Genomic DNA, 22009 nt, shown 5'->3' with positions numbered 1-22009 from the left:
TTTGGGCTTTTCTTTTTCTCTGCCCCTTGTATAATAGTTATCGGAAGTAAAAAGTAATACTTTAATATTTTTTTATATTTTTTAAAATTATTTGATTTAACCTTTAATATCAATAATTTATATTAACATGAATATATTTAAATGATTTTTATCCTGACATGCATACTAAAATATTCCATATATTTTTAATGAAAAAATAGTTAAATACAATAATCTTTTTTATTGCAGCATATACTGCTTTTTATTTGCCATATTATATCTTATAAGTTAAGTATATGAAAAGGATAATTTTCTGCTTCATGATTTATAGAAAAAAACTTATTTAATAAGGCCTTAAGAAATGAACTTGCTTCAGCAGAGTTTGATTTAAAAAATATATGAATGTATTTTTTAATAAAGTATAAATTAAGATAAGTTATATAAATATTTAAGATAAAAATAGATGTTTTAATTTTTTTCATAATATAGCTTGACATATATCAGTTAAGTATATATTTTAATAAAGCCATTTACAGCTGTCTATATAATAGTTATTAAATAATTTGAATAAATTTTTGATTATATGTTATGCGGAGATTATCATGGGCAAAAACATTACTATTAAAAGCAAGGTAATAATTGTTGTTTCAGTTATTATTGCAATTATCACTATTGCTGCAATTATTTCAAGTTATAATATTTTTTATAAGAACATTTTTGCAACTTCTAAATTAACACAGTATAGAGTAGCATCATTTCTTTCTGATATTGTTTATGAAGAGTTAAGGTCAAGAAGTTTAGCTGTCAAATCATTTGTTAATAGTTTTAATCCAAACGAAGACAGAGTAAAACTTAGTGCTGTTTTAGAAGAATTTAAAAGCATTAATGGTGTGCTGAATGTATCACTTGCCTATGAAGATGGTGAGTTTACTGTTGATACAGCATCAATTAATTCAATTTCAGAAGATTATGACCATAAAGTGAGAGACTGGTATATTGAGGGCATGAAAGTTGCTGATATATATTTTTCTGAGCCATATCAGGATACAACAACTGGTGAAATATGTTTAACTTTAACATACCCTATTAAAAAAGAAGGTGGAGTTAAAGGATTAATGAGTGTGGACTTTGTTCTAAATGTAAACCAGTATTTAAAAAATCTTCCAAATGAACGATTAGATGGTCGTTTATATGTTGTTCATAACAGCGGTATTATTGCTTCTGCTTTAAATAAAGAGCATTTAATGAAAAATGTTACACAATTATATGACACTGCACTTGTAAATTATATTAATGAAAAAATTCAAACACGCTCAATGGCTTTTAGTGAACCACAGGAATATAACAGTGTCAGCGGCTCTACAAGGCTTGGTCAGGTAATGCCTGTAAGAGACTATGATTTTGTGATTCTTTACGGTGTGGATAAAAACACTCTTGCAAAAGATATTGCTTTTTTAGCTTTAGAAATAGCAATAATTATACTTGTTATATCAATTATGGGTGTTATAGTTCTTTACTTCTTACTGCGTAAAATATTAAATCCACTTGGTGTATTTGCTAATGAAATATATAAAATGGCAGAAAATAAAGATTTATCTGTAAAACTGCAAATTCATAATAATGATGAGCTTGGCTTTATCTTAAAAGCTATTAATACCCTTAATCAGTCCACAGAGGATGTTGTAAGCGAAGTTCGTTCATCTATTATAGAAGTAGCTTCTGCTAATAATCAGCTTGCAGCTACTATGGAAGAATTATCAGCTACATTTAACTCTCAGTCACAACAAGTATCTTCTATGGTAGAGGGAATGGAAAATGTAAGCGGTATTTCAAAAAGAACAAGTGATGCACTTTCAGAAAATATGCTGTCACTTGAAACTACTGCAAATGCAACAAGACATGAAACTGAAAAACTTGATAATGTAAGTGAAAAAATGACAGTAATTGAACAGGATACAGTAAATCTTTCAGAAACTATCCGCCACTTATCAGAAAGCTCTGCACAGATAGGCAATATATTAAATGTTATTAATGATATAGCTAACCAGACTAACCTGCTTGCATTAAATGCAGCGATAGAAGCAGCAAGGGCAGGGGAAGCAGGCAGAGGGTTTGCAGTTGTTGCAGATGAAGTGAGAAAACTTGCAGAAAGAACTCAAGGAGCTACAAAAGAGATTGAAAACATTATCAGTGAGCTTTTAAAAGATGCAGATAATGCTTCTAATGCTATGGATAAATCAGTAACAAGTGTTCATGAAGGAACAACGAACATTACAAATGTTACAACTGAAATTAAAAAAGCAGTAGAAAATGTTACAATTCTTTATCAGGCAATGAGCCCAGTATCAGACGCAGTATCTGAGCAGTATGCAACAATTCAGACAGTTGTGGATAATACACAGGTAATTGCTGCAGGTATTGAAGAAAGTAATGCGGCAGTAAATGAAGTAAATAATACAGTAAGCCATATTCAGCAGAGAACAGAAAAGCTGAAAAACTTAATTGAGCAGTTTAAAACAAATAAATAATTCAGTTATTTTTTATGCGGGGTATATTTATATCCCGCCTTTTTTATTTTCTTATGGAAAAAATAATATAAATTTTATATAATATCAAAAGGGTATGGATATAATAATCTTTATAATATATATACTATATCCATAATTAAATATTTTAAGGATAAATATGGCAGCAGATACAAAAGTCACAGCATCTTCCATTATAAAAAAAATCGCAAAGCAGACAGATATTGCTTTGGCACTAGGTGTAATGTTTATACTTGTTATAATGATTATACCTATACCATCTATTTTATTAGACTTTTTTCTTACTGTCAGTGTATCTTTAAGTATAATTATTTTGCTTGTATCATTATATGCAGAAAGACCACTTGATTTTTCATCTTTTCCATTTGTGCTGCTTTTAACAACACTTTTCAGGCTTTCATTAAATGTATCTACCACAAGAACAATTCTTCTCCATGGTCATGAAGGTCCAGATGCAGCAGGTGAAATTATCCGTGCATTTGGTCAGTTTGTTGTAGGTGGTAACTATGCTGTTGGTATTATTGTATTTATCATACTTGTTTTAATTAACTTTATGGTTATTACAAAAGGTTCCGGCAGAGTTGCAGAGGTTGCTGCCCGCTTTACATTAGATGCTATGCCTGGTAAACAGATGGCTATTGATGCAGACTTAAATGCTGGTATAATTAATGAAGATGAGGCAAGAAAACGCAGGGAAGATGTTAGAAGAGAGGCTGATTTTTATGGAAGTATGGATGGTGCTTCTAAGTTTGTCCGCGGTGATGCTGTTGCAGGTTTAATTATTACAGCTATAAATATTATAGGTGGTTTAGCACTGGGTATGTTACAGCATGGGCTTTCTGTTTCTGAAGCTGCTTCTACATATACAATATTAACAATTGGTGATGGTCTTGTTGGTCAAATTCCTGCTCTTATTATTTCTACATCCGCAGGTATAATTGTAACAAGGGCAGGCAACGATTCTGGCTCATTAGCAAAACAGCTTACAAAACAGCTCTTTCCACAGGCAAAAGTGCTTTTTATAACTGGTGGTCTTTTGCTTTTCTTTGCAATAGTGCCGGGTATGCCAAAACTTGCTTTTATTTTTCTTGGTTTAGTTGCTGTTGGTGTTGGTTATCTTATGCTGCGTAAAGAGAAAAAAGGCGATACTCTTGATGATGAAGAAGGCAGTGAAAATGAAGAAGAAAAACCACCTGCACCAGAGGAAGAAGAAGTTAAAGAGCTGCTTGAAATGGATACTATGGAACTTGAAATCGGGTTTGGTATTATCCCACTTGTTGATGCAGCTCAAGGTGGCACACTTTTAAATAGAATTAAGTCAATCAGGCGTCAAATAGCTCTTGAAATGGGTTTTATTGTTCCACCTGTTAGAATAAGGGATAATTTACAGCTTGATGCAGATGAATATGTGGTGCTGCTCCGTGGTGTCCGCACTGCAAAAGGCAGTGTTATGCCAGACAGATATATGGCTATGAACCCTGCAGGTCCAATGGATGATATTAGTGGTATCCCTACAAAAGAGCCAGCATTTGGTCTGCCTGCAAAATGGGTAGATGAAATAGAAAAAGAAAAAGCAGAAATTGCTGGCTATACTATTGTTGACCCTGCGACTATTATTGCTACACACTTAACAGAAGTTATTAAGAAAAACTCTGCTGAACTTTTAGGCAGACAGGAAACTCAAGATTTGCTTGATAAACTTAAAGAAAAACATCCAAAAATAGTGGAAGATGTTGTGCCTGGAATATTGGATTTAAGCACATTAAACAGAGTGCTGCAAAATCTTTTAAAAGAGCGTGTTTCAATTAGAAACTTACAGACTATTTTAGAAGCACTTGCAACTTATGGCACTATGAATAAAGATATAGAGTATTTAACAGAAAAAGTCCGCTTTGCACTGCGTAAACAGATTACAGAAAGCCTTTTAGCACAAGATGGCAAACTTTATGTATTTGCTCTGCCGCAGCCTGTTGAGCAGCTTATTATTAAAAATATGCACCCATCAGATGAGGGCAAAGAGATTGTAATAGACCCAGCCACTGCTAGAAAAATTTTAACAGGGCTTATGGATAAAACAGAAGAAGTTACAGCAAAAGGTATACCACCAGTTTTATTTGTTTCATAGCCTATTCGCTTTGCTATGAGACGCTTTGTGGAAAAATATTCCCCCAGCCTTAATATTATAGCGCATACGGAAGTGGCAGATAATGTTCAGATAGATTCTCTTGGCACAGTTTTAATTAAAAATGATGATAACAAAGGGCAGTGATGAGCTGCTCTAAACTAGCTGGTATCTTTTTATTATGTTTTTCTCTCTTTATATATCCTAATGTTTCTCTAAGTGATGAAAAATGTGATTTTATTATAACTAAAAGTGACTTATCAGGAATGCGAAAAGGTAAATTATATAATTCTATAAACACAACTGGCACAGCCTGCCTTAAAAACTATGATAACAGAAATATTTATTTCCCAATAAAAAATGGAAAAATAGAAGGCACAGCTGTTATGTATTATTATGATGATTTTATAGAAGAAACTACCATATATAAAAACAGCAAGAGAGATGGGATAGAAAAAAGATATTTTCCAAGCGGTGCATTATTAAGAGCAACACCATATAAAAATGATAAAATAGAGGGCATTGAAAGATTGTATTATGAAATAGGTGGTGTAGAATCTGAAATACCATATAAAAATGGCAAAGTAGAAGGTATAAGAAAAGATTATTATATGGACGGCATATTAAGTGCAAGGTTTGTATACAAAAATGATTATAAAGAAGGAACTGCCAAAAAATATTATCATAACGGCAAATTAAAATTAGAAAGAATGTATAAGCAGGGCAGAAAACACGGATATGAAAGGTCATATACAGAAAAAGGTATATTAACAGAAGAAATACCCTTTAATGATGGCATTGTGAATGGCACATTAAAAGTATTTGATGAAGAAACTGGCAGACCTTTTTTATTTGTAGATTTTGTAGAAGGCATAAAACATGGTAAAGCCGTAAAATATTCTGCTGATGGCAAAATATATGCTGTTGTTAATTTTGAAAATGACTATGTTGTCAGTGGCAGATGCACTAATGGCTATAAATTTACTCCAAAAGATTTAGAAACTATCCAATACAGCATATATAGAATTAAGTGCGGCAAATAATACATTTTGTGAAAATATAAGGTCAATAATTTATAATATCATATTATAATTATTTTGGAGGCGAAAAATCTGTATTACATATATTATAATAATGAATAATATATTTAAATTGTATGCTTTTTAGATACTTCGCATAAATGCTCAGTATGAAATAATCCGTAATAGTTATTATTAATAAGTTGTTTTATACTTATAGTCATTATATTAAACTACATATAGTTATTATAATAATTAATATATTGTCATTTTAAGCATAGCGAAAAATCTAAATTATATATATTGCAATAGTATATGATATATTTAAAGTATCTGTTTTTTAGATACTTCGCCTTTCAGGCTCAGTAAGACATAAGTTGAAGTGTATGAGAGCTTTATTTAACTTTGTATATTTTTTAATGAAGTAACATTTTTATACTGCATAAATTTTTGAAATACTAAAATATGTCTTCCTGAGCCTGACAGACAGGCGAAGGAACTAGATTGTAAATACTGCATATAATTATCACACTCTAATTTGATGCTGGCAGTAGAAATTTGTATATTCTAGATTCTTCGCTATGCTCAGAATGACATATAATCCTTAGGATAAGACTTCTTTAGTGAGCATAAACGAATTTTGAAATAAAACATATAAGGATATTATTATGAAAATTAAAGTATATATACAGCCAAATTCTAAAAAATCAGGCTATGCAGGGCTTTATGACGGACTGCCAAAAATAAAAATAACAGCACCACCAGTAGATGGTGCAGCAAACAGTGAAATTATTAAAATATTTTCAAAACTTTTAAATATACCAAAATCTGATGTTACAATATCATCAGGTCATGTTTCACGGCTAAAAATATTAGATATAAATACAGATAAAAGCTGTGAAGAAATAATTACCATTTTAGAAAAATTTTAGTGTTCAATCTCTCCATAATAGCGTGATATGCCGCCCATATCTACAACATTCTCATAGCCCATTTGATTCATTATCCTAACAGCACCAGCACTTCTTGCACCACTCAAACAGTAAACAAAAAACGGCGTTGCTTTATCTTGATATTTGACAGAGACTTTACTTATTTCATCAACTGGAATATTAATGCTTTTAGGGATATGACCGCCTTTATATTCTGAAACAGTGCGGACATCCAATATAACACTTCCTTCAATAGTTTTTGCTTTTTCAAGCTCTCCATTAATATCTTTAACTTTAAAAATATCAAAAAACCCCATTATGCTCTCCAAAATAATATAATTTTAGTATTATTATAATAAAATAAAAAAATTGCAAAATATTTTTTAATATTCTTGACTTTTATACATATTTTTATATAATTTAAATTGTAAAGTTGTTTAAGGTATTGCAATAAGTAAGCCAAGGGATATATAATATTCTCTTGGCTTTTTTTGTAAATATTGCAGGCTTTGGAGCGAGGGTCTGGTTTAAACAATGATACTTTAGGTATATGGCTTAGATGGATTTATGCCTTTGGCTGCATGGAAGCAGGCTAATACACTTTTATAAGTGACGATGTCCTTGAATACAGGGAAGATTTAAGACTATCTATGTCCAGGTGAACAACACCAGTCTATATTAGCACCATACCTAAATTTTAGAGAAATAATCTCAAAAAACACTTTAACTGCCTGTGCGTAAATATTAAAGGGCAGAAAAAGCATGGATGCACAAATGCGAATCAAGTCTCATATTATAAGGACAATTTTTTTGCATTAATAAATAAGCATATACGCTTATTAAAGGCGGTAGAATATGATAAACATTATAAGCGGACAAACCGCAGTAACATCTACGCCTAATAATGCTCCGCAAAAAAAAGATAAAGCAAGTCTGACAGCACAAAATAATGCTGCTATTAATACAAGTGCAGAAAGCACAGTATCAAATGACAATAGTATGCAGGAAGATACAGCCATCTTTCATGCTCAAACTGCTGATAAGACAAGTGGGAATAACCCAGATAATGTTGATTATCAAAAAGAAGCATTATCAAAACTGGTAGAAGATTTAAGAAAAGAGTATGTTGAAAGAAATCATTATATTGATGAAAATACTCAAATATCAGTTTTGCAGATAGTCAATACAGAAACGGACCATGTTATTGGGCAGTATCCTTCAGACCTTTATTTAAATTTATTAACTAAGGTCAGGCAATCTCAAAAACAATTAGTAAACGAAACAATTTAACTCGCTCTGTATTGCAGGGGCTTTATGCCCCTGTTTATTATATATAAGGTTGAAATTTAATTTAATAGATATAGAAAACTAAAAAATGGATTTACATTTTTACAGGAAAAAAATTTATTTAGTGGATTAATCTAAAATTTTTGTTTAACCCCATTTGTCATTATGAGCATCGCGAATAATCTATACAGTATATGTTTCAACAATTATCAATGCTGTTTTAAGACCGTTGCAGTTTTACATTCTAGATACTTCGCCTAAAAGGCTCAGTAAGACATAACTGTAACAGTTTTTATATTAATCTACACACTGTCTATTCTAAACACAATAAAGAATTTATGCAGTATAAGCTGCAATAATTATCAATTTTATTTATAACCCTTAAATAATACTTGACATTTCCCCCCCCTGATATAATCAGAAAAATTTTTTTAGGAGGTAAGGATATGAAAAAGTCTTTATTTATTATTTTATCATGTATGTTAGCCGCTTTTATTATTACTGGCTGTTCAGAAGATTCTGACAATAACAGTGGAAACAGCAGCACTGGAACTGAAGGTGGCAATACTACACTTGATTATAGCAAAGAGCTTACAGGAACTTATGAAATTACTTTTTTTGGAACACAAGTTACAAATGCAAAAGGAAATAATGAAACGATAGTAGGCATGGCAGATTTAATGTATATATCAAATGACTGTGCCAAAGCTAAAGAATTATATCCTGACATAATTGATATTAATATGAAAAACCAATGCCCAACTGAAGATAATGATGGTAATCCTCAGAAAGGAATAGCTGAGCTTTTAGATGGTATTGCTGTTGTATCCATAGAAAATAATAAATTAAAGATGTCTTCAAGAGTTCAGCTGGCAGGACAAATAATGGACACTTTTGCACCTGCCGACAAGTATCAATTTACAGAATATTATGAAACAACAGGTTTATCTGGAAAAGGAGTAAAGGGTTGGAATTATGATGCAGATAATAATAAGCCATCAGCACAGCCTTTAGACTTTCCAAATAGTCCATACAGTTTATCAGTATTAGATGATGGCTCTGTAAGGATAGATTTAACATTAGTTGGTAAATCTGTTAATGCTATGAGAATGGGCATAATAACTGTTGATGCAAAAACTACTGTTATAATGCAAAAGAAAAATGACAGCACAACTCCACTTGAAAATGCAATACAAAAACCTTTTTCTGTAAACTAAATCTTACAATAGTTTTAATTAATATAATAAAATACAGGCGGAATTTAAATTCCGCCTTTCTTATATCTATTATAAATTAAAATTAAACAGTATATTTTATTATTTTAAAGATATACAAAGCATACCGCCATTTACAGGTATGAGTTGAGTGTTAAGTGTGGCATCTTCAAATATTTCATATATAAAGTTTAATACTTCCCGCCTGTTTGACTGATATTTATACGGCGTTTCGCATTCCTGACACATTACATAGCCGTATATTAATATATCATCAAAAATAACACAGGCATTTTTATTAAGCCTTGGTCTTAAAAGCTGCCAAATACCAGAATATTCTCTTTTTACTGTATCAATAAATGCAAAGTCATATTTTTCATCAGTTGTTTTTAAAAACTGCTCTCCACGCATTTGATAGTATGATACATTTTTATAATCTCTAAAATAGTTTTGAAAAAAAAGCCCTCTTTCTAAATTGCCGTCAACTGCAGTAAGATTTGTATTTGGATACCCTTTTAATACTGCAAGGCTTGATACCCCTATACCGCAGCCAATATCTATACTTTTTGCAGGCTGTTTTATAGAAACTATATTAGTAACAGCTGTGCAGGCATTCTCCTCTAATGATGGCACCCCCATTCTTTCTGCTGCCTGCCTTAAAATTTCATAATCTGCATTAGAGCCTAAATTTTTTAGAAAATCTTCGCAAATTGTAGGTGAAAATGACACATTCATAAAATATTTCTATTGAGGTTTTCTTTTATCATCACCAAAAACTGGCTGATATGTAAGCCTTTCTGCCATTTTAGAAGCATATTCTGGGTTTGATTTGCCAAGCTCATTTAAAAGCTTACCAGCCACATTTGGTGTCATTCTGCTGAAAATTGCAACAGCAGTATCAATCTCCATTGTAGTAATAATATTAGCAACAGATTTTGGTTTTGATGTGGAATATATTTTTACAAGGTTATCAAGTTCTTTATTCTGCTGCTCGCTTAATGATTTAAGCTGAGATGAAACTTCATCTCTTATCTTTTTAATATCGCTTTCTCTTGAAAGAAGGTCCTGCTCCATAGCATTAAGCCTTGCCTCTTTTGCATTTAAATCTGCTTCGCGGATATTTAGATTTCTTTCTTTCTCTCTTAATTCTTTTAATATTGTGGTTGTATCTATTACTTTATTATTCTGCTCATCTGCATAAGCTGCACTTAAAGCAGATAAAAATATCAGGCATAATATAAATATTTTTTTCATACTTCTGCTCCTTATTCTTCTTTATATCCTCTTGTGATATTTATTTCATCTATCTGCATCATTTCCTGTTTTTTTACATATTCAGCATAATCAAGCAAATGTTTTTCTTTTAATTTTTCCATTACCTTTACATCATTTAATGCTTTTTTAATACTTCTTTTTGTTTTGCAGTTTCTCTTACTGCCGCCTGCACTTTTGCTTCGCATAGTGCTAAATCATCCTGCCTTACAGCGATATATTTATTATACATTTCTATAAAATCAAATATACCCTTTGCTCTATCCTGCTCCAGCTCAATATTTTTTGCTTTTATATCTTCCATAACAGCATACATCTCTTCATAAGCCTGCTTTTCTTTTAACTGTAAATCTGCCAATGTTATTTTTTCTCTTTCAAGGGCTTTTTCTCTTAATTCTAATACTTTTTCAAGTTTAAATTTTTTATTCATATATTATTTTATACTTTTCCAGATATTGACTGCATAATGCCAAGTGTTTCTTCCATAGTAAATTTTTCATTTTTACCCTGTTTTAAAAAGCTGTTTACTGCATTATTTTTCGCTATTGCCTCATCAATTTTAGGATTAGAGCCTTTGGAATATGCACCAATATTAATTAAATCTTCTGCTTCTCTATATGTAGCTATTAAATCGCGGATTTTACCAGCCATTGCAATATGCTCATGGGAAGCAACTTCTGTCATAAGACGCGACGCACTCACCATTACATTTATTGCAGGAAAATGATTTTTTGCTCCCAGACTTCTATCTAAAACAATATGACCATCAATAATAGAGCGGACAGTATCTGCAATAGGGTCATTCATATCATCACCCTCTGATAAAACTGTGTAAAGCCCTGTAATAGAGCCTTCACCCTCTGTTGTGCCTGCTCTTTCTAAAAGTTTAGGCAAAAGACCAAAAACTGAAGGTGTATAGCCTTTTGATGTAGGAGGCTCGCCAACTGTTAAGCCTATCTCCCTTTGAGCCATAGCAAAGCGGGTTACACTATCCATCATAAGCATAACTTCTTTGCCTTTATCTCTAAAATATTCTGCTATTGCAGTAGATACAAATGCTCCAAGTCTTCTCACCAAGGCAGACTGGTCACTGGTTGCAACAACTACAACACTTCGTTTTAAACCCTCTTCCCCTAAATCTCTCTCTATAAACTCTCTTACTTCTCTGCCCCGTTCACCAATTAATGCAATAACATTTACCTGTGCACTTGTATTTCTTGCTATCATACCTAAAAGCACACTTTTACCAACACCAGAACCTGCAAATATACCAACACGCTGACCGCTGCCTGATGTTAAAAGACCATCTATTGCTTTTACCCCCGTAGATATTGGTGTTTTAATAACACGCCTTAATAATGGCGGCGGCGGTGCAGCACTAATAGGAACAGGATGCACATCTATTAAGGGACCTTTTCCATCCATAGGGTTTCCAAATCCGTCAAGAACTCTGCCTAAAAGGCTTTCACCTACAAATACTTTATTGCCGTCGCTTACTTCACTTACAATACTTCCGGGTGCAATACCCTCATTTTCACCATAAGGCATAAGCACAACTCTGTCATCACGAAAGCCTATGATTTCAGCATATATATCTGTGCCTGTAACAGTTCTAATAGTGCAGCGGCTGCCAATACTTATTAATGGTCCATCAGCTTCTACTACAAGCCCCGCGATTTTAGTAACTCTGCCTGTAAGTATTATTTTAGTTTTAGGTTTGACTGCTTTTAGCAGCTGTAAGTTGCGCATTTATTTCTTTTTCCAAATCATTAATCATAGTATCTACATTTAAAGCAATTTCGCCAGATTTAGAATCAACAATAACTGCTCCTTTTGCAACAGAAACATCCCCTATCACTTCATAATCAGGAAGCCCTGCCTTAGTTATTTCCACATCTTCTGGATTTACTTTAAATTTTATATCTCTAAACTCATGTAATCTTGATAAATTCTGCTTTATAATATTTAGTGCAAAACTGTCATTTATTTTTCTTTCCTGCCCTATCAATGTTTTTACAAAACCTATAACTGTTGCAGGTATCTGCTCATCTATTGCATCAACTGCTGATTTTACTTCTTCTATTTTTGAAAGTGCATCTTGATAAAATACATCAAGTTTTGCCATATAATCAGATTTTTCTGCTTCATATTGTTTTTCAAACTCTACACGAGCCTGCTCAAATCCTTCCTGCCTGCCTTCTTCTTTTGCTGCTGCAAGCTGCTCAGGCATTGTATTTTTTAATGTTTCAAGCTCTGCATTAGCTGTATCAAGCTGTTTATCCCGCTCCATTAATGCTTTTTCAACAGTCAGCTTTAATGCTTCCATTTCTTCTGCATGTGCTTTATAGCTTTCAATCTGCTCTTTATATGATGTAAGTTCATTTTTCAGTGCTGCAAGCTCACTTTCACTGATTAATGGCGACATTTCAGGATTAGGAATAAATTCATCATTTAAAACTATACTGCTTCCACTATTTTCTATATGCGGCATATTATCATCAGATACTTTCTGCATTAAAGGAATATCTTCTGCTGGCAAATCATCTTCTTCTCTTTCAGTATTTCTTGAATGCACAACTGCCTGAGATTTTGGCTCATTATCAAACCCGTCAGAAAACATTGGTGCTTCTACAAAGCCCTGTCCCAGTTTTCCAGCAGGCAGGTCTACTTTTTCGCCAACAATACCGTCTTCTGCCTTTGCAAGACGGGACGGAGGCCAGTAATCCTTTTCTGTAATTTCATCTTCATATTCTTCTATTGTGTCAGGCTCATCTTCACCAGTATCACTAAACATATCCTGCACTGATAATTCTTCATCATCAGCAAAAGAGCGTAAATTATAATCTCTTTCACCACGCTCAACTGTGGCAAACTCTCTCATCTTAAATACACCCTCTGACCTGTCCTCTTTGATAACTTTTGATGACATAACTGCTCCATAATTAATAGAAAAATTAAAACTATATATTAGTCTAAAATTTTAAAAAGTTAAATAATACTTCCTATCCTGCAAACTTTAAAAAGCATAATAAAAGCCTGCTCTTTATAAAATTATTGCAGACAAATAACCTGCCTGCAATAATAAATTTTATAAAATATTTTATATATAAATTAAACAAACTGCTCTTCTTCACCGCCACCAATACTAATAACACCTTCTTCATCAAGCTCCCTAACGATAGCAACAATCTCATGCTGAGCTTTTTCAACATCTTTCAAGCGGACAGGTCCCATATAGTCCATTTCTTCCTGCATGGTTTCCATAGCACGCTTAGACATATTTTCAAAGAATTTTTTCTTAGTATCTTCATCAGCTCCTTTAAGAGCAAATGTAAGCACTTTCTTATCAGCTTTTTTAAGTATTTCCTGAATAGCTGCTGTTCCAAGCACTTTAATATCATCAAATACAAACATCATATCTCTGATTTTTGCAACTAATTCTGGAGCATCTTTTTCTAATCTGTCAAGAGTAGTTTTACTTGCAACCCTGTCCATACGGTTAAATATCTCTGCAACAGATTTCACACCACCAACTTCAACATTATATGATGATAAGGCTTCAAACCTTTCTTCTAATACTTTTGAAAGTGTTTTAACTACAGCAGGAGAAATATCCTGCAGATTTGCAATTCTTACAGCTACTTCTGCTTTTAAATCTTCTGGCAGCTGTGCCATAGATTCTGCTGCATGAGATGGGTCTAAATGGGCAAGAATTAAAGCGATAGTCTGCGGGTGCTCATTCATAATAAATTTTGCGAGCTGTTTAGGGTCAATCTTAGTTAAAAATTCAAAACCAGATGACTGTTCAAGCATTTTAGTAAGCCTGTCAATAATCTTCCTTGCCCGTTCTGGTCCTAATGATTTAACAAGGATAGATTTAGCATACTCTAAACCGCCTTTGGAAATAAATTTTTTCGCAAGCATCATGTTGTAAAATTCTTCTACAACTTCATCTATCTGCTCAGGTGGGACAACCCTTGTTAAAGCTATCTCTTTTGATAAATCAGAAACTTCTTCATCATCAAGAAATGCCATAACTTTAGAAGATATTTCTTCACCTAATGCAACCATTAAAATAGCAGCTTTTTTCATACCCTGTGATGTCTGCAAGCCCGTAAGGGCAGCCATCATGGCAGCTGTATCTTCTTTAGCCATTAGTTACTTCCCCCTTGATTACCACCGCTTTTAATCATAGCTTTTACTAAGTTTGCTATCATCTCAGGGTCCTCATTTGCCTGTTCTTCAATTTTCTTCAACATCACTTTAGATTTTACTGCTTCAACATCAATAGGGGTAGATTCTTCTAACTCTGCCTCTATTTCACGCTCTAATTCTTCAACAGATTTAGGGAAACCACTTTCATCGCCAACAGAAATATCAAGCCCTGACATTTGAGCATCAAGAGCAGATTCTCCGAGCATTTCTTCATCAATTTCTCTAGATTTATCAAGCCTTTTAAAGATAGGTCGTAAAATAAGCAGCCAAAACATAAAAATAATTACAACAGCACTTACATAAGATGCGATTTGTTTTATCATTTCCATACGCTTAGCACTCTCTTCTGCCATTAAATCTATTTCATCTTTTGTAGTATCAAAAGATATATTTGTTACTTCAATAACATCTGTCCTGCCTGCATCATATCCAACGGCAGCTGCAACAGCAGCACGGAGTTTTGTCATTTCATCTTCTGTCCAAGGTTTACGCACAAGCTGTCTTGCACCGTCTACTGTCTCTATAGTTTGTCTATCGTCTACAACTACTGCAACCGTGAGCCTTTTTATCTCACCACCAACTTTATTTTCCCTTGTAACCGTTTTATCTATTTCATAATTAGTTGTTTCATCAGTTTTGCTGTATTCACTGACTATACCATCTACTAATATATCAGGCTCTGCAAGGTTTGATTCAACACCGGGAATGCCCTGCGGACCTTTACCAGTCTGCCTTGAATTAATCTCTAATGTTCTTTGGGAACGGGTCACTGGTGTTTCGCCAAATTTTTCACTAATAACTTCTCTTTGAGAGAAATCCATAGCAACACTTACACGGACAATAAAAGGATTATCTGCACCAAGCATAGGAAGAAGTGCATTTTTAAGCCTGTCTTCCATATATTTTTCCTGGTCTCTTTCATAAGCTATTTGATTTTGAGTAAGTCTGTATGGCTCATTTGCCTCTGTCATAAAAGCACTAAGCAGGTTACCAGCAGTATCAACCACCTGAATATTTTTTGGCTCAAGCCCTTTTACAGCTGCTGCAACTAAATGGCTGATAGAGCGGACTTCATCTTCGCTTAAAACCTGCCCCTGCCTTAATTTTAATGCAACAGATGCTTTTGCCTGCTGCTCTTCTGAAATAAAAAGCCTTTCTTTTGGGATGCTTAAATGGACTTTTGCTTCTAAAACTTTATCCATTGCAGCGATAGTGTTGCTTAATTCGCCCTGCAATGCTCTTTGATAGTCTACATTCTGCATAAATTCAGTTTTACCAAAACTTGATTTATCAAAAAGCTCAAATCCAGCAGCAGGTGGAGTTTTTGGCAGCCCCTGCTCTGCAAGCATCATTCTAGCATTATATACATTTTCTTGTGGAACTTCTATAGATGTGCCGTTTACTCTAAAAGGAACAGTCTGCTGGCGTAACTTGTTACTGACTGCCTGAACATCTTCCTGAGTCATATCAGTATAAAGTGGTTTATAAGCTGGCTTATTAGCCCAGATAAGCAGAACAGTAACAGCAGCAATCACTGCAACAGATGCAGCACCAATCGCCACTTTTTGAAGTGTTGTAAGCTTTGCCCAGATATCTAAAAACTGTGTGGATAAATTACGCACCGCCATATATGGTCGCTCCTATACTATATATAAAATTACACTATGCACAAATATAGTGACATATACTGCAATATATAAAATTTCTTTAACAGTTACAAGTATTTTTTTAAATTTAACCATATACTGTTATAATAGCAGTAAAAACTTCCACATTATATTATATCATTAAAATAAATGCAGAACTTTATATAAGACAAATACTATTTTGTATAATTATCTATCTGCCTGCTTATAGACCTTAATTCACTAACTGCATCACCTGCAAAAAATATTGCAAAAAAAGAAGAACATATTAAAACAATAAAAACAACCACAGCAAACCTTTTAATATTTAAAGGCAGAAAATTCCATAATAATTTCAATGAGGATACTTTTTCTTTTTCAGAGTTATATTTTTTATCCAATATTTTCACCTAAGTATTTATAAAGACATTATTATTTTTTTATATAAAGATAGTAACTATACAGTTACACTGTTAAAAGACAGCATACTACAAAAGGGATAAGAAAATCAAGTGCAGCAAAAATTTATATACTACACTTGAGTTTTAATAACTTCTTGATAAGCAGATAATAATTTATTACGGACTTCCATCATCATTTTAAGTGATGTATCAGCTTTCTGCATAGCTATCATTGTATCATGCACATCAGTATTTTCACCATTAAGTGCCTGCTGAATAGCTGCTGTTGCATTATGCTGAGCAGAATCCACATTATTAAGTGCTGTTTTCAAAATATCAGAGAAACTGTCCCCTTCCACAACAGAAGGCTGCTGTGTAGAGCTGTAATTTGTTTCAAGACTGTTTGGAAGTAAAATATCCAGTTTATTAATATCAGCCATTTTCTGCTCCTATCTTTCTATATATAATATACAATCTTTTTAATTACTTATCAACATAAATCTATATCAGGAAAATTTTACCACATATAAATGGTATAAAATTCCTGTTTTTAAATATCAGGAAAAAATTTCCTTATATTATTGTCGTCCAATTTCCAGTGCAGCATTAGATAATTGTTTAGCTGACTGCAAAATAGTTAAGTTTGATTCATAAGCTCTTGCTGCTTCTAAAAGGTTTACCATTTCTTCAACAGGGCTTATGTTAGGCATAGCAACATAACCTTCTTCGTTTGCATCTGGATGGGTTGGGTCATACTGCAAACGAGGTGGTTTAGTATCTTCATATATTTTATCCACCTGAACACCGCCTTTATGCTCGCCTGTTAAAACTTGTTTAAATATAACATTTTTCTTCCTGTATGGTCCGCCGTCTTCTGTGCGTGTAGTGTTAGCATTTGCCATATTTGAAGATAATACACTCATTCTTATTCTTTGTGCAGAAAGCCCTGTGGCTGCCACATCTAATACATCAAAATAACTCATTTTCTACCTCTCACTTCTTACTGAGCCTGTGTTCTTGTTAATTCAACAAGACCTGTTACTTTTTTGCCGGCTATTTGAGAAAGCAGTTTATATCTTAACTCTGCTTCTGCCTGCTGGCTCATTTCATAATCCAGATTAACATCGTTTCCGTCATTTTTTATAGATGGGTTATTTTGGAAACGAACTAATGTCCTAGGGTCTAATTCTTCGTCACCTAATGGCATGTGCATTGAATTAGTGCGTTTAAGTGATACAGGATTATTTGCATTAGAGTAATACTCTTCCATAACTTCACTGAAAACAAGTTTAACAGCTTTATATTTTGGAGTATCCTGATTTGCAATGTTTCTTGATATACCGTTGTTTTTTACTGATAAAGTATCAAGAGCAAAGTTTAAATCATTTACTTTTGTTTTATCAAAAATCCCTATCATTTCACACCTCTTACTTTTTAGTAAGCAATACAAATGCCACTTTTAAATTCACTTGCTTATTTATTAGCAAGAGATGTGCCAAAATAATAAAGATTATTTCTCTTTCTTTTTCCTTGTCATTGTAAATGATTTTTCATAGAAAATTAAAAGAGGGATAGTAACCCCTACTGCCAGTGCGGTAATAATAAACAATGCAGTAATACCGTTATCAAAAATATTTATAAGTATTTCCTGTTTGGCAATAATAGTTGATGCCTGACTGTATTTTACTATGGATAAAATAGTTTCATAAGCATAAAGTCCCGGTATCATAGGAAGAAGTGCAGGAAATGAAATAACTTCCATAGAGCATCTTAATTTATTAGCCATATAAAGCCCTAAAAAGCCTATTATAACAGCTGCAATTAATGTAGATGTTGATATTCCTATCCCATAATGTGTTATTAAAAAATATCTGCATCCTCTGCCAGCTGCTGCCAAAATGGCTGTATATATAATAAGCCTTTTAGGCGGGTCGCTGATTAATGCAAAACCAACAGCAGCAATGGCTGCAAAAAGTGCTTCATTTAATGAGTATAATATTGTATGTATCATAAAAATAACCAGTTTGTTAAAGATAATGTTGCATAAAGACCTATTGCTATACATATAACCAGTATTATAGAGCTTACTGCCCTTGCTATACCTGTCATAACATGGCCGTCAAGTATATCTGTAACAGAATTTATTATATGAACTCCGGGTATTAAAAATAATACACTTGTAGATACTGCTACATTTAATGTATTTGTAGATATAAGAAATGTTCCAATTAAATATGCAGTAAACGATGCAGTAAATGAAACAGCTGTTATCATAGCTCTTACATCAAATTTTAATTTAAGCAGAAAAAGTCTTAAAGAAAAAGCCACAAGTGTAGAAAGAAAAACTATAAGCATAGCATAATAATCACCGCCAAAAAGCTCACAAAATGCAGCAATGGCAAATGATGCAAAAAGCAATACTATAAAATTAGATGAATGTGCCTTTGACACAATTTCACTATACCTTTCTTTCACTTCTTTTAAAGACATATTAGTATCAAATGACTGCCAGCTTAATGCACTTAAATCATTTACTATGCTTAAGCTTAAATGGGGCTGCATCTGCTGCTTTACAGAAGTGCATCCCTTAGAAGTATCTGCTGTATCTTTAATAGTCATTGTAATATTTCTTTGAAAGATTGCTATGGCTGCTTCATAGCCAAAGGATTTACTTATCCTTGTAACATTGCGGACAGTTCTTTCAGTATTTGCTCCTGAACGCATTAACATAACAGCATAATCAAGTAAAAAATTACTTAATTCTTTAATGTCTGCAGTTTTCATACTACCTCACTATATTTTTAAACAAGAGATTTATATAATACTGATAAAAGCTGTTGTCAATTAAAAATATTTATAAAAAACATATTTTTTTGAATGTATTTTAGCATAGAAACACAATAATTACTTGTAATTAATATTATAAACAGAAAGGCATAATTATACAGATGTGTTTTTAATCTTTTCTTTATTTTTTTAGTCATTTGTGCTATTGCTTTTTATATTATACACATTTTATCATATAAAAAAGGTGATTTATGCAAATACTTTTTATGCTTACAGGTATTCCCGGTTCTGGAAAAAGTTATGATATTAAAAGACTGAATTTAGAACATTTAACTATTTCTGCAGATACTCTGCGTATTATGAACGGCACATTATTTCCTTATATTGATAAAAGCAGTAATATTGACAGTTTCTATGACAGCATAGTTTTTGAGCAGCTTATGCAGATGCTTGAAAACAGAATGATATATGGGCAGACAACTATTTTAGATACTACTGGGCTTTATAATATAAACAATATATTAGATATGGCAAAAGCATATAGATACAGGGTAGTTTATGTTGTATATGATAAATACAGCATTGATGAATGTTATAATAATATTCGTTCAAGGAAATATAATAACAGCATATCTTATGATGTATTAATAAAATATCAGGCACGGCTTATTGAATTTAAGAAAAAACATAAAGATTATGAAACAGATTTATATTCTGCTGTTGCCAAATGGGATACTTTTTATCTACAGCAGGAAACATTTAAACAGTATGAAGATATAACTGTTATACCTGATATACATGGAAGCTATACTGTATTTTCCAAATTTTTAGAAGATAATGATATGCTGCAGGATACTAAAAAGGCATATATATTTTTAGGTGACTATATTGACAGAGGCGAAAATAATGTATCAATGATAGAAGCATTAATATGGCTTGCTTCTCTTAAAAATGTATATCTTATAATGGGTAACCATGATTTAAGACTTTTTTACTGGGCTTTTGATAAACCATACGGTGGTAATAATTTTAAAAAAACTATTGAAGAAATAGAGAAAAAGAAAAGTGAAAAAGAAATTGAAAATATGAAAAAATCTATTAGAAAAATCTCTAATACTGTAAAAGACTATATTTATTTTGAATTTAACGGACAGAAATATTTTTTAAATCATGCAGGCATTGAATATATGGATAATCATTTTCCAGCCTGCTTTTTAAACGGCAAAAAAACTTATGGTTATAAAGAAGATAATGATACTTATGAAAGCTATATAAAAGTTGCTGGTATCTGGCAGGCAAACCATCCTGATATTATACAGATTTTTGGGCATAGAAATTGTTTTCCTGACAAACTGGAAAATGGCATAAAAATTAATGATAATGCTTACTGCCTTGAATGTAATATTGAATATGGCGACCCGCTTATAGTATTTTCATTAAAAGATAAAGCAGTAAAAATGTATGACAACCCTGCTAAGAAAAATAAAAAAATAGAAAATAATCTAAAAAATATAATACAGGAAAAAGAGTTTAAAGAACATAATATAAAATCTATAAACTTTACCAGAAATGTTTTCCATAAAAGAATATGGAATGATATAACAATCAAAGCCCGTGGATTATATAAATATATAGACAGCAGCGAAATAGCAGGCAGGGGATATATTAAATTTTTTAATATAGGTGAAAAAGAAGATACAAAAATAGAAAACTGGGTAAAAGATATAGAATATCCTGTTTATGTTTATAAAAAATATAATGGTTTTTTAGGTATTGTATTTTATAACAAAACAACAAAAGATTTAGAATATGCTACAAAATCAATAGCTTATGGAAAAAAATATAATAGATATATTGAAGAATTATTAAATAATGAGCAGAAAGAATATATAAAAGAAATAAGCAAAAAGCATAATGTAACATTTCTTTTTGAATGTATCCATATAAAAGATAATGAACACCCAATAAAAGCTGAAAAATCAGAAATAGTGCTGCTTGATATAGTAGAAAATAGTGAAGATTTAGTTTATAAAAATGGCTTGGCAGGAAACCTTTTTAATAAAAAAGAACTGCTTGATACAATTTATAATGAAGAAGACTTATTAAAAACTGCTGAATATTATAATAACAGTTTAGATATGGATATTGAAGGTGTTGTGCTGCAGGATAAAAATAATAAAATGCTTAAAATAAAAACAATTTTCTATAAAACAAAAAAATTATTAAGATCTTTAAGCTATTCTAATAATATAAAGGTTGTAGAAAATCCATATTATACTGTTACTGCTAGAAGCCTTGCATTTTTAGCAGCAAAGGATTTAATAAGGAATAATAACCTTGATAAATGGAATGATATTACATTAAATGACTTAAAAGAATATTATAAAACACTGAAATTATAAGGATAAATTTAGCTTCTTCGCTATGCTCAGAATAGACATTGTGCTGTGGAAACGCTGAAAAATAAAAATATTACAATTAAGTCATTTTGAGCCTGATTTTTTAAAGGCGAAAAATCTAAATTATTTATATTACAGTGATGTATAATACATTTAAGTTATATGCTTTTTTAGATACTTCGCCTTTTAGGCTCAGTATAACATAGAAGCA

Annotated in this window: 21 protein-coding genes; 7 read left to right on the top strand and 14 right to left on the bottom strand. The window is 32.1% G+C overall.

Annotated elements, in window-relative coordinates:
- The first annotated feature begins 581 nt into the window (after nt 1-581).
- The 4 genes from N508_RS08490 to N508_RS08475 all read left to right on the top strand — a co-directional run bounded on the left by N508_RS08490 (nt 582) and on the right by N508_RS08475 (nt 6598).
- Entirely contained in the window at nt 582-2507 is a 1926-nt protein-coding gene (locus tag N508_RS08490; protein WP_023275990.1) for a methyl-accepting chemotaxis protein, read from the top strand.
- 157 nt (nt 2508-2664) lie between these two features.
- Nucleotides 2665-4650, top strand: coding sequence for a flagellar biosynthesis protein FlhA (gene flhA / locus N508_RS08485; protein ID WP_023275989.1), 1986 nt, complete (start codon nt 2665-2667; stop codon nt 4648-4650).
- Nucleotides 4651-4793: 143 nt separating this feature from the next.
- Complete coding sequence (locus tag N508_RS08480) at nt 4794-5690, top strand: toxin-antitoxin system YwqK family antitoxin (protein ID WP_023275988.1); 897 nt, start codon at nt 4794-4796, stop codon at nt 5688-5690.
- 644 nt (nt 5691-6334) lie between these two features.
- On the top strand, nt 6335-6598 hold the full coding sequence (locus N508_RS08475) for a DUF167 domain-containing protein (protein ID WP_023275987.1): 264 nt from the start codon (nt 6335-6337) through the stop codon (nt 6596-6598).
- Here N508_RS08475 and N508_RS08470 read toward each other — a convergent pair.
- Nucleotides 6595-6915 carry a rhodanese-like domain-containing protein gene (locus N508_RS08470; RefSeq protein ID WP_023275986.1) on the bottom strand — a complete coding sequence of 107 codons (321 nt, stop codon included), beginning with the start codon at nt 6913-6915 and terminating at the stop codon, nt 6595-6597. The genes N508_RS08475 and N508_RS08470 overlap by 4 nt on opposite strands.
- A gap of 538 nt (nt 6916-7453) precedes the next feature.
- On the opposite strand from N508_RS08470, the gene N508_RS08465 reads away from it, so the two are divergent.
- Both N508_RS08465 and N508_RS08460 read left to right on the top strand, forming a co-directional pair.
- Nucleotides 7454-7888 (top strand): flagellar protein FlaG, encoded by a 435-nt coding sequence (locus tag N508_RS08465; RefSeq protein ID WP_023275985.1) that lies wholly within the window; start codon nt 7454-7456, stop codon nt 7886-7888.
- A gap of 443 nt (nt 7889-8331) precedes the next feature.
- Nucleotides 8332-9102 (top strand): hypothetical protein, encoded by a 771-nt coding sequence (locus tag N508_RS08460; protein ID WP_023275984.1) that lies wholly within the window; start codon nt 8332-8334, stop codon nt 9100-9102.
- A gap of 99 nt (nt 9103-9201) precedes the next feature.
- Here N508_RS08460 and N508_RS08455 read toward each other — a convergent pair whose 3' ends face one another.
- The 13 genes from N508_RS08455 to N508_RS08395 form a co-directional block, all read right to left on the bottom strand.
- Nucleotides 9202-9834, bottom strand: coding sequence for an O-methyltransferase (locus tag N508_RS08455; RefSeq protein ID WP_023275983.1), 633 nt, complete (start codon nt 9832-9834; stop codon nt 9202-9204).
- A 9-nt stretch (nt 9835-9843) separates the two neighbouring features.
- The gene (locus tag N508_RS08450) at nt 9844-10353 is read right to left on the bottom strand and encodes a MotE family protein (protein WP_023275982.1); all 510 of its coding nucleotides are present in this window, start codon (nt 10351-10353) and stop codon (nt 9844-9846) included.
- Nucleotides 10354-10489: 136 nt separating this feature from the next.
- On the bottom strand, nt 10490-10801 hold the full coding sequence (locus N508_RS08445) for a hypothetical protein (protein ID WP_251930605.1): 312 nt from the start codon (nt 10799-10801) through the stop codon (nt 10490-10492).
- Between the two features lie 8 nt (nt 10802-10809).
- Complete coding sequence (fliI, locus tag N508_RS08440; protein ID WP_023275980.1) at nt 10810-12120, bottom strand: flagellar protein export ATPase FliI; 1311 nt, start codon at nt 12118-12120, stop codon at nt 10810-10812.
- The gene (locus N508_RS08435) at nt 12083-13300 is read right to left on the bottom strand and encodes a FliH/SctL family protein (protein ID WP_023275979.1); all 1218 of its coding nucleotides are present in this window, start codon (nt 13298-13300) and stop codon (nt 12083-12085) included. The genes fliI and N508_RS08435 overlap by 38 nt, the downstream gene beginning before the upstream one ends.
- 182 nt (nt 13301-13482) lie before the next feature.
- Nucleotides 13483-14526 (bottom strand): flagellar motor switch protein FliG, encoded by a 1044-nt coding sequence (fliG, locus tag N508_RS08430; RefSeq protein WP_023275978.1) that lies wholly within the window; start codon nt 14524-14526, stop codon nt 13483-13485.
- Complete coding sequence (fliF, locus tag N508_RS08425; RefSeq protein WP_023275977.1) at nt 14526-16214, bottom strand: flagellar basal-body MS-ring/collar protein FliF; 1689 nt, start codon at nt 16212-16214, stop codon at nt 14526-14528. The genes fliG and fliF overlap by 1 nt, the downstream gene beginning before the upstream one ends.
- 194 nt (nt 16215-16408) lie before the next feature.
- Nucleotides 16409-16612, bottom strand: a complete 204-nt coding sequence (locus tag N508_RS08420; RefSeq protein WP_023275976.1) for a hypothetical protein — start codon at nt 16610-16612, stop codon at nt 16409-16411.
- Between the two features lie 131 nt (nt 16613-16743).
- Nucleotides 16744-17052 carry a flagellar hook-basal body complex protein FliE gene (gene fliE / locus N508_RS08415; protein WP_023275975.1) on the bottom strand — a complete coding sequence of 103 codons (309 nt, stop codon included), beginning with the start codon at nt 17050-17052 and terminating at the stop codon, nt 16744-16746.
- A 138-nt stretch (nt 17053-17190) separates the two neighbouring features.
- Entirely contained in the window at nt 17191-17595 is a 405-nt protein-coding gene (gene flgC / locus N508_RS08410) for a flagellar basal body rod protein FlgC (protein ID WP_023275974.1), read from the bottom strand.
- A gap of 17 nt (nt 17596-17612) precedes the next feature.
- Nucleotides 17613-18029, bottom strand: coding sequence for a flagellar basal body rod protein FlgB (flgB, locus tag N508_RS08405; protein WP_023275973.1), 417 nt, complete (start codon nt 18027-18029; stop codon nt 17613-17615).
- A gap of 93 nt (nt 18030-18122) precedes the next feature.
- On the bottom strand, nt 18123-18623 hold the full coding sequence (locus N508_RS08400) for a threonine/serine exporter family protein (protein ID WP_023275972.1): 501 nt from the start codon (nt 18621-18623) through the stop codon (nt 18123-18125).
- The gene (locus N508_RS08395) at nt 18620-19396 is read right to left on the bottom strand and encodes a threonine/serine exporter family protein (RefSeq protein ID WP_023275971.1); all 777 of its coding nucleotides are present in this window, start codon (nt 19394-19396) and stop codon (nt 18620-18622) included. The genes N508_RS08400 and N508_RS08395 overlap by 4 nt, the downstream gene beginning before the upstream one ends.
- 254 nt (nt 19397-19650) lie before the next feature.
- On the opposite strand from N508_RS08395, the gene N508_RS08390 reads away from it, so the two are divergent.
- Nucleotides 19651-21801, top strand: a complete 2151-nt coding sequence (locus N508_RS08390) for an RNA ligase (RefSeq protein ID WP_023275970.1) — start codon at nt 19651-19653, stop codon at nt 21799-21801.
- The last annotated feature ends 208 nt before the right edge of the window (nt 21802-22009 follow it).

Source organism: Mucispirillum schaedleri ASF457, from assembly GCF_000487995.2.
Classification (GTDB): domain Bacteria; phylum Chrysiogenota; class Deferribacteres; order Deferribacterales; family Mucispirillaceae; genus Mucispirillum; species Mucispirillum schaedleri.
Note: the sequence above shows the minus strand (reverse complement) of the source record. Positions and strands in the feature narration are given on the sequence as shown.

Excerpts from the sequence above, each read along its gene's own strand:
- N508_RS08435 (WP_023275979.1), bottom strand. The coding sequence starts at position 13,300 with ATGTCATCAAAAGTTATCAAAGAGGACAGGTCAGAGGGTGTATTTAAG.
- fliE (WP_023275975.1), bottom strand. The coding sequence starts at position 17,052 with ATGGCTGATATTAATAAACTGGATATTTTACTTCCAAACAGTCTTGAA.
- flgC (WP_023275974.1), bottom strand. The coding sequence starts at position 17,595 with ATGAGTTATTTTGATGTATTAGATGTGGCAGCCACAGGGCTTTCTGCA.
- fliF (WP_023275977.1), bottom strand. The coding sequence starts at position 16,214 with ATGGCGGTGCGTAATTTATCCACACAGTTTTTAGATATCTGGGCAAAG.
- N508_RS08490 (WP_023275990.1), top strand. The coding sequence starts at position 582 with ATGGGCAAAAACATTACTATTAAAAGCAAGGTAATAATTGTTGTTTCA.
- flhA (WP_023275989.1), top strand. The coding sequence starts at position 2,665 with ATGGCAGCAGATACAAAAGTCACAGCATCTTCCATTATAAAAAAAATC.
- flgB (WP_023275973.1), bottom strand. The coding sequence starts at position 18,029 with ATGATAGGGATTTTTGATAAAACAAAAGTAAATGATTTAAACTTTGCT.
- N508_RS08450 (WP_023275982.1), bottom strand. The coding sequence starts at position 10,353 with ATGAAAAAAATATTTATATTATGCCTGATATTTTTATCTGCTTTAAGT.
- N508_RS08400 (WP_023275972.1), bottom strand. The coding sequence starts at position 18,623 with ATGATACATACAATATTATACTCATTAAATGAAGCACTTTTTGCAGCC.
- N508_RS08460 (WP_023275984.1), top strand. The coding sequence starts at position 8,332 with ATGAAAAAGTCTTTATTTATTATTTTATCATGTATGTTAGCCGCTTTT.
- N508_RS08475 (WP_023275987.1), top strand. The coding sequence starts at position 6,335 with ATGAAAATTAAAGTATATATACAGCCAAATTCTAAAAAATCAGGCTAT.
- N508_RS08465 (WP_023275985.1), top strand. The coding sequence starts at position 7,454 with ATGATAAACATTATAAGCGGACAAACCGCAGTAACATCTACGCCTAAT.
- N508_RS08455 (WP_023275983.1), bottom strand. The coding sequence starts at position 9,834 with ATGAATGTGTCATTTTCACCTACAATTTGCGAAGATTTTCTAAAAAAT.
- N508_RS08390 (WP_023275970.1), top strand. The coding sequence starts at position 19,651 with ATGCAAATACTTTTTATGCTTACAGGTATTCCCGGTTCTGGAAAAAGT.
- fliI (WP_023275980.1), bottom strand. The coding sequence starts at position 12,120 with ATGCGCAACTTACAGCTGCTAAAAGCAGTCAAACCTAAAACTAAAATA.
- N508_RS08480 (WP_023275988.1), top strand. The coding sequence starts at position 4,794 with ATGAGCTGCTCTAAACTAGCTGGTATCTTTTTATTATGTTTTTCTCTC.
- N508_RS08395 (WP_023275971.1), bottom strand. The coding sequence starts at position 19,396 with ATGAAAACTGCAGACATTAAAGAATTAAGTAATTTTTTACTTGATTAT.
- N508_RS08470 (WP_023275986.1), bottom strand. The coding sequence starts at position 6,915 with ATGGGGTTTTTTGATATTTTTAAAGTTAAAGATATTAATGGAGAGCTT.
- N508_RS08445 (WP_251930605.1), bottom strand. The coding sequence starts at position 10,801 with ATGAATAAAAAATTTAAACTTGAAAAAGTATTAGAATTAAGAGAAAAA.
- fliG (WP_023275978.1), bottom strand. The coding sequence starts at position 14,526 with ATGGCTAAAGAAGATACAGCTGCCATGATGGCTGCCCTTACGGGCTTG.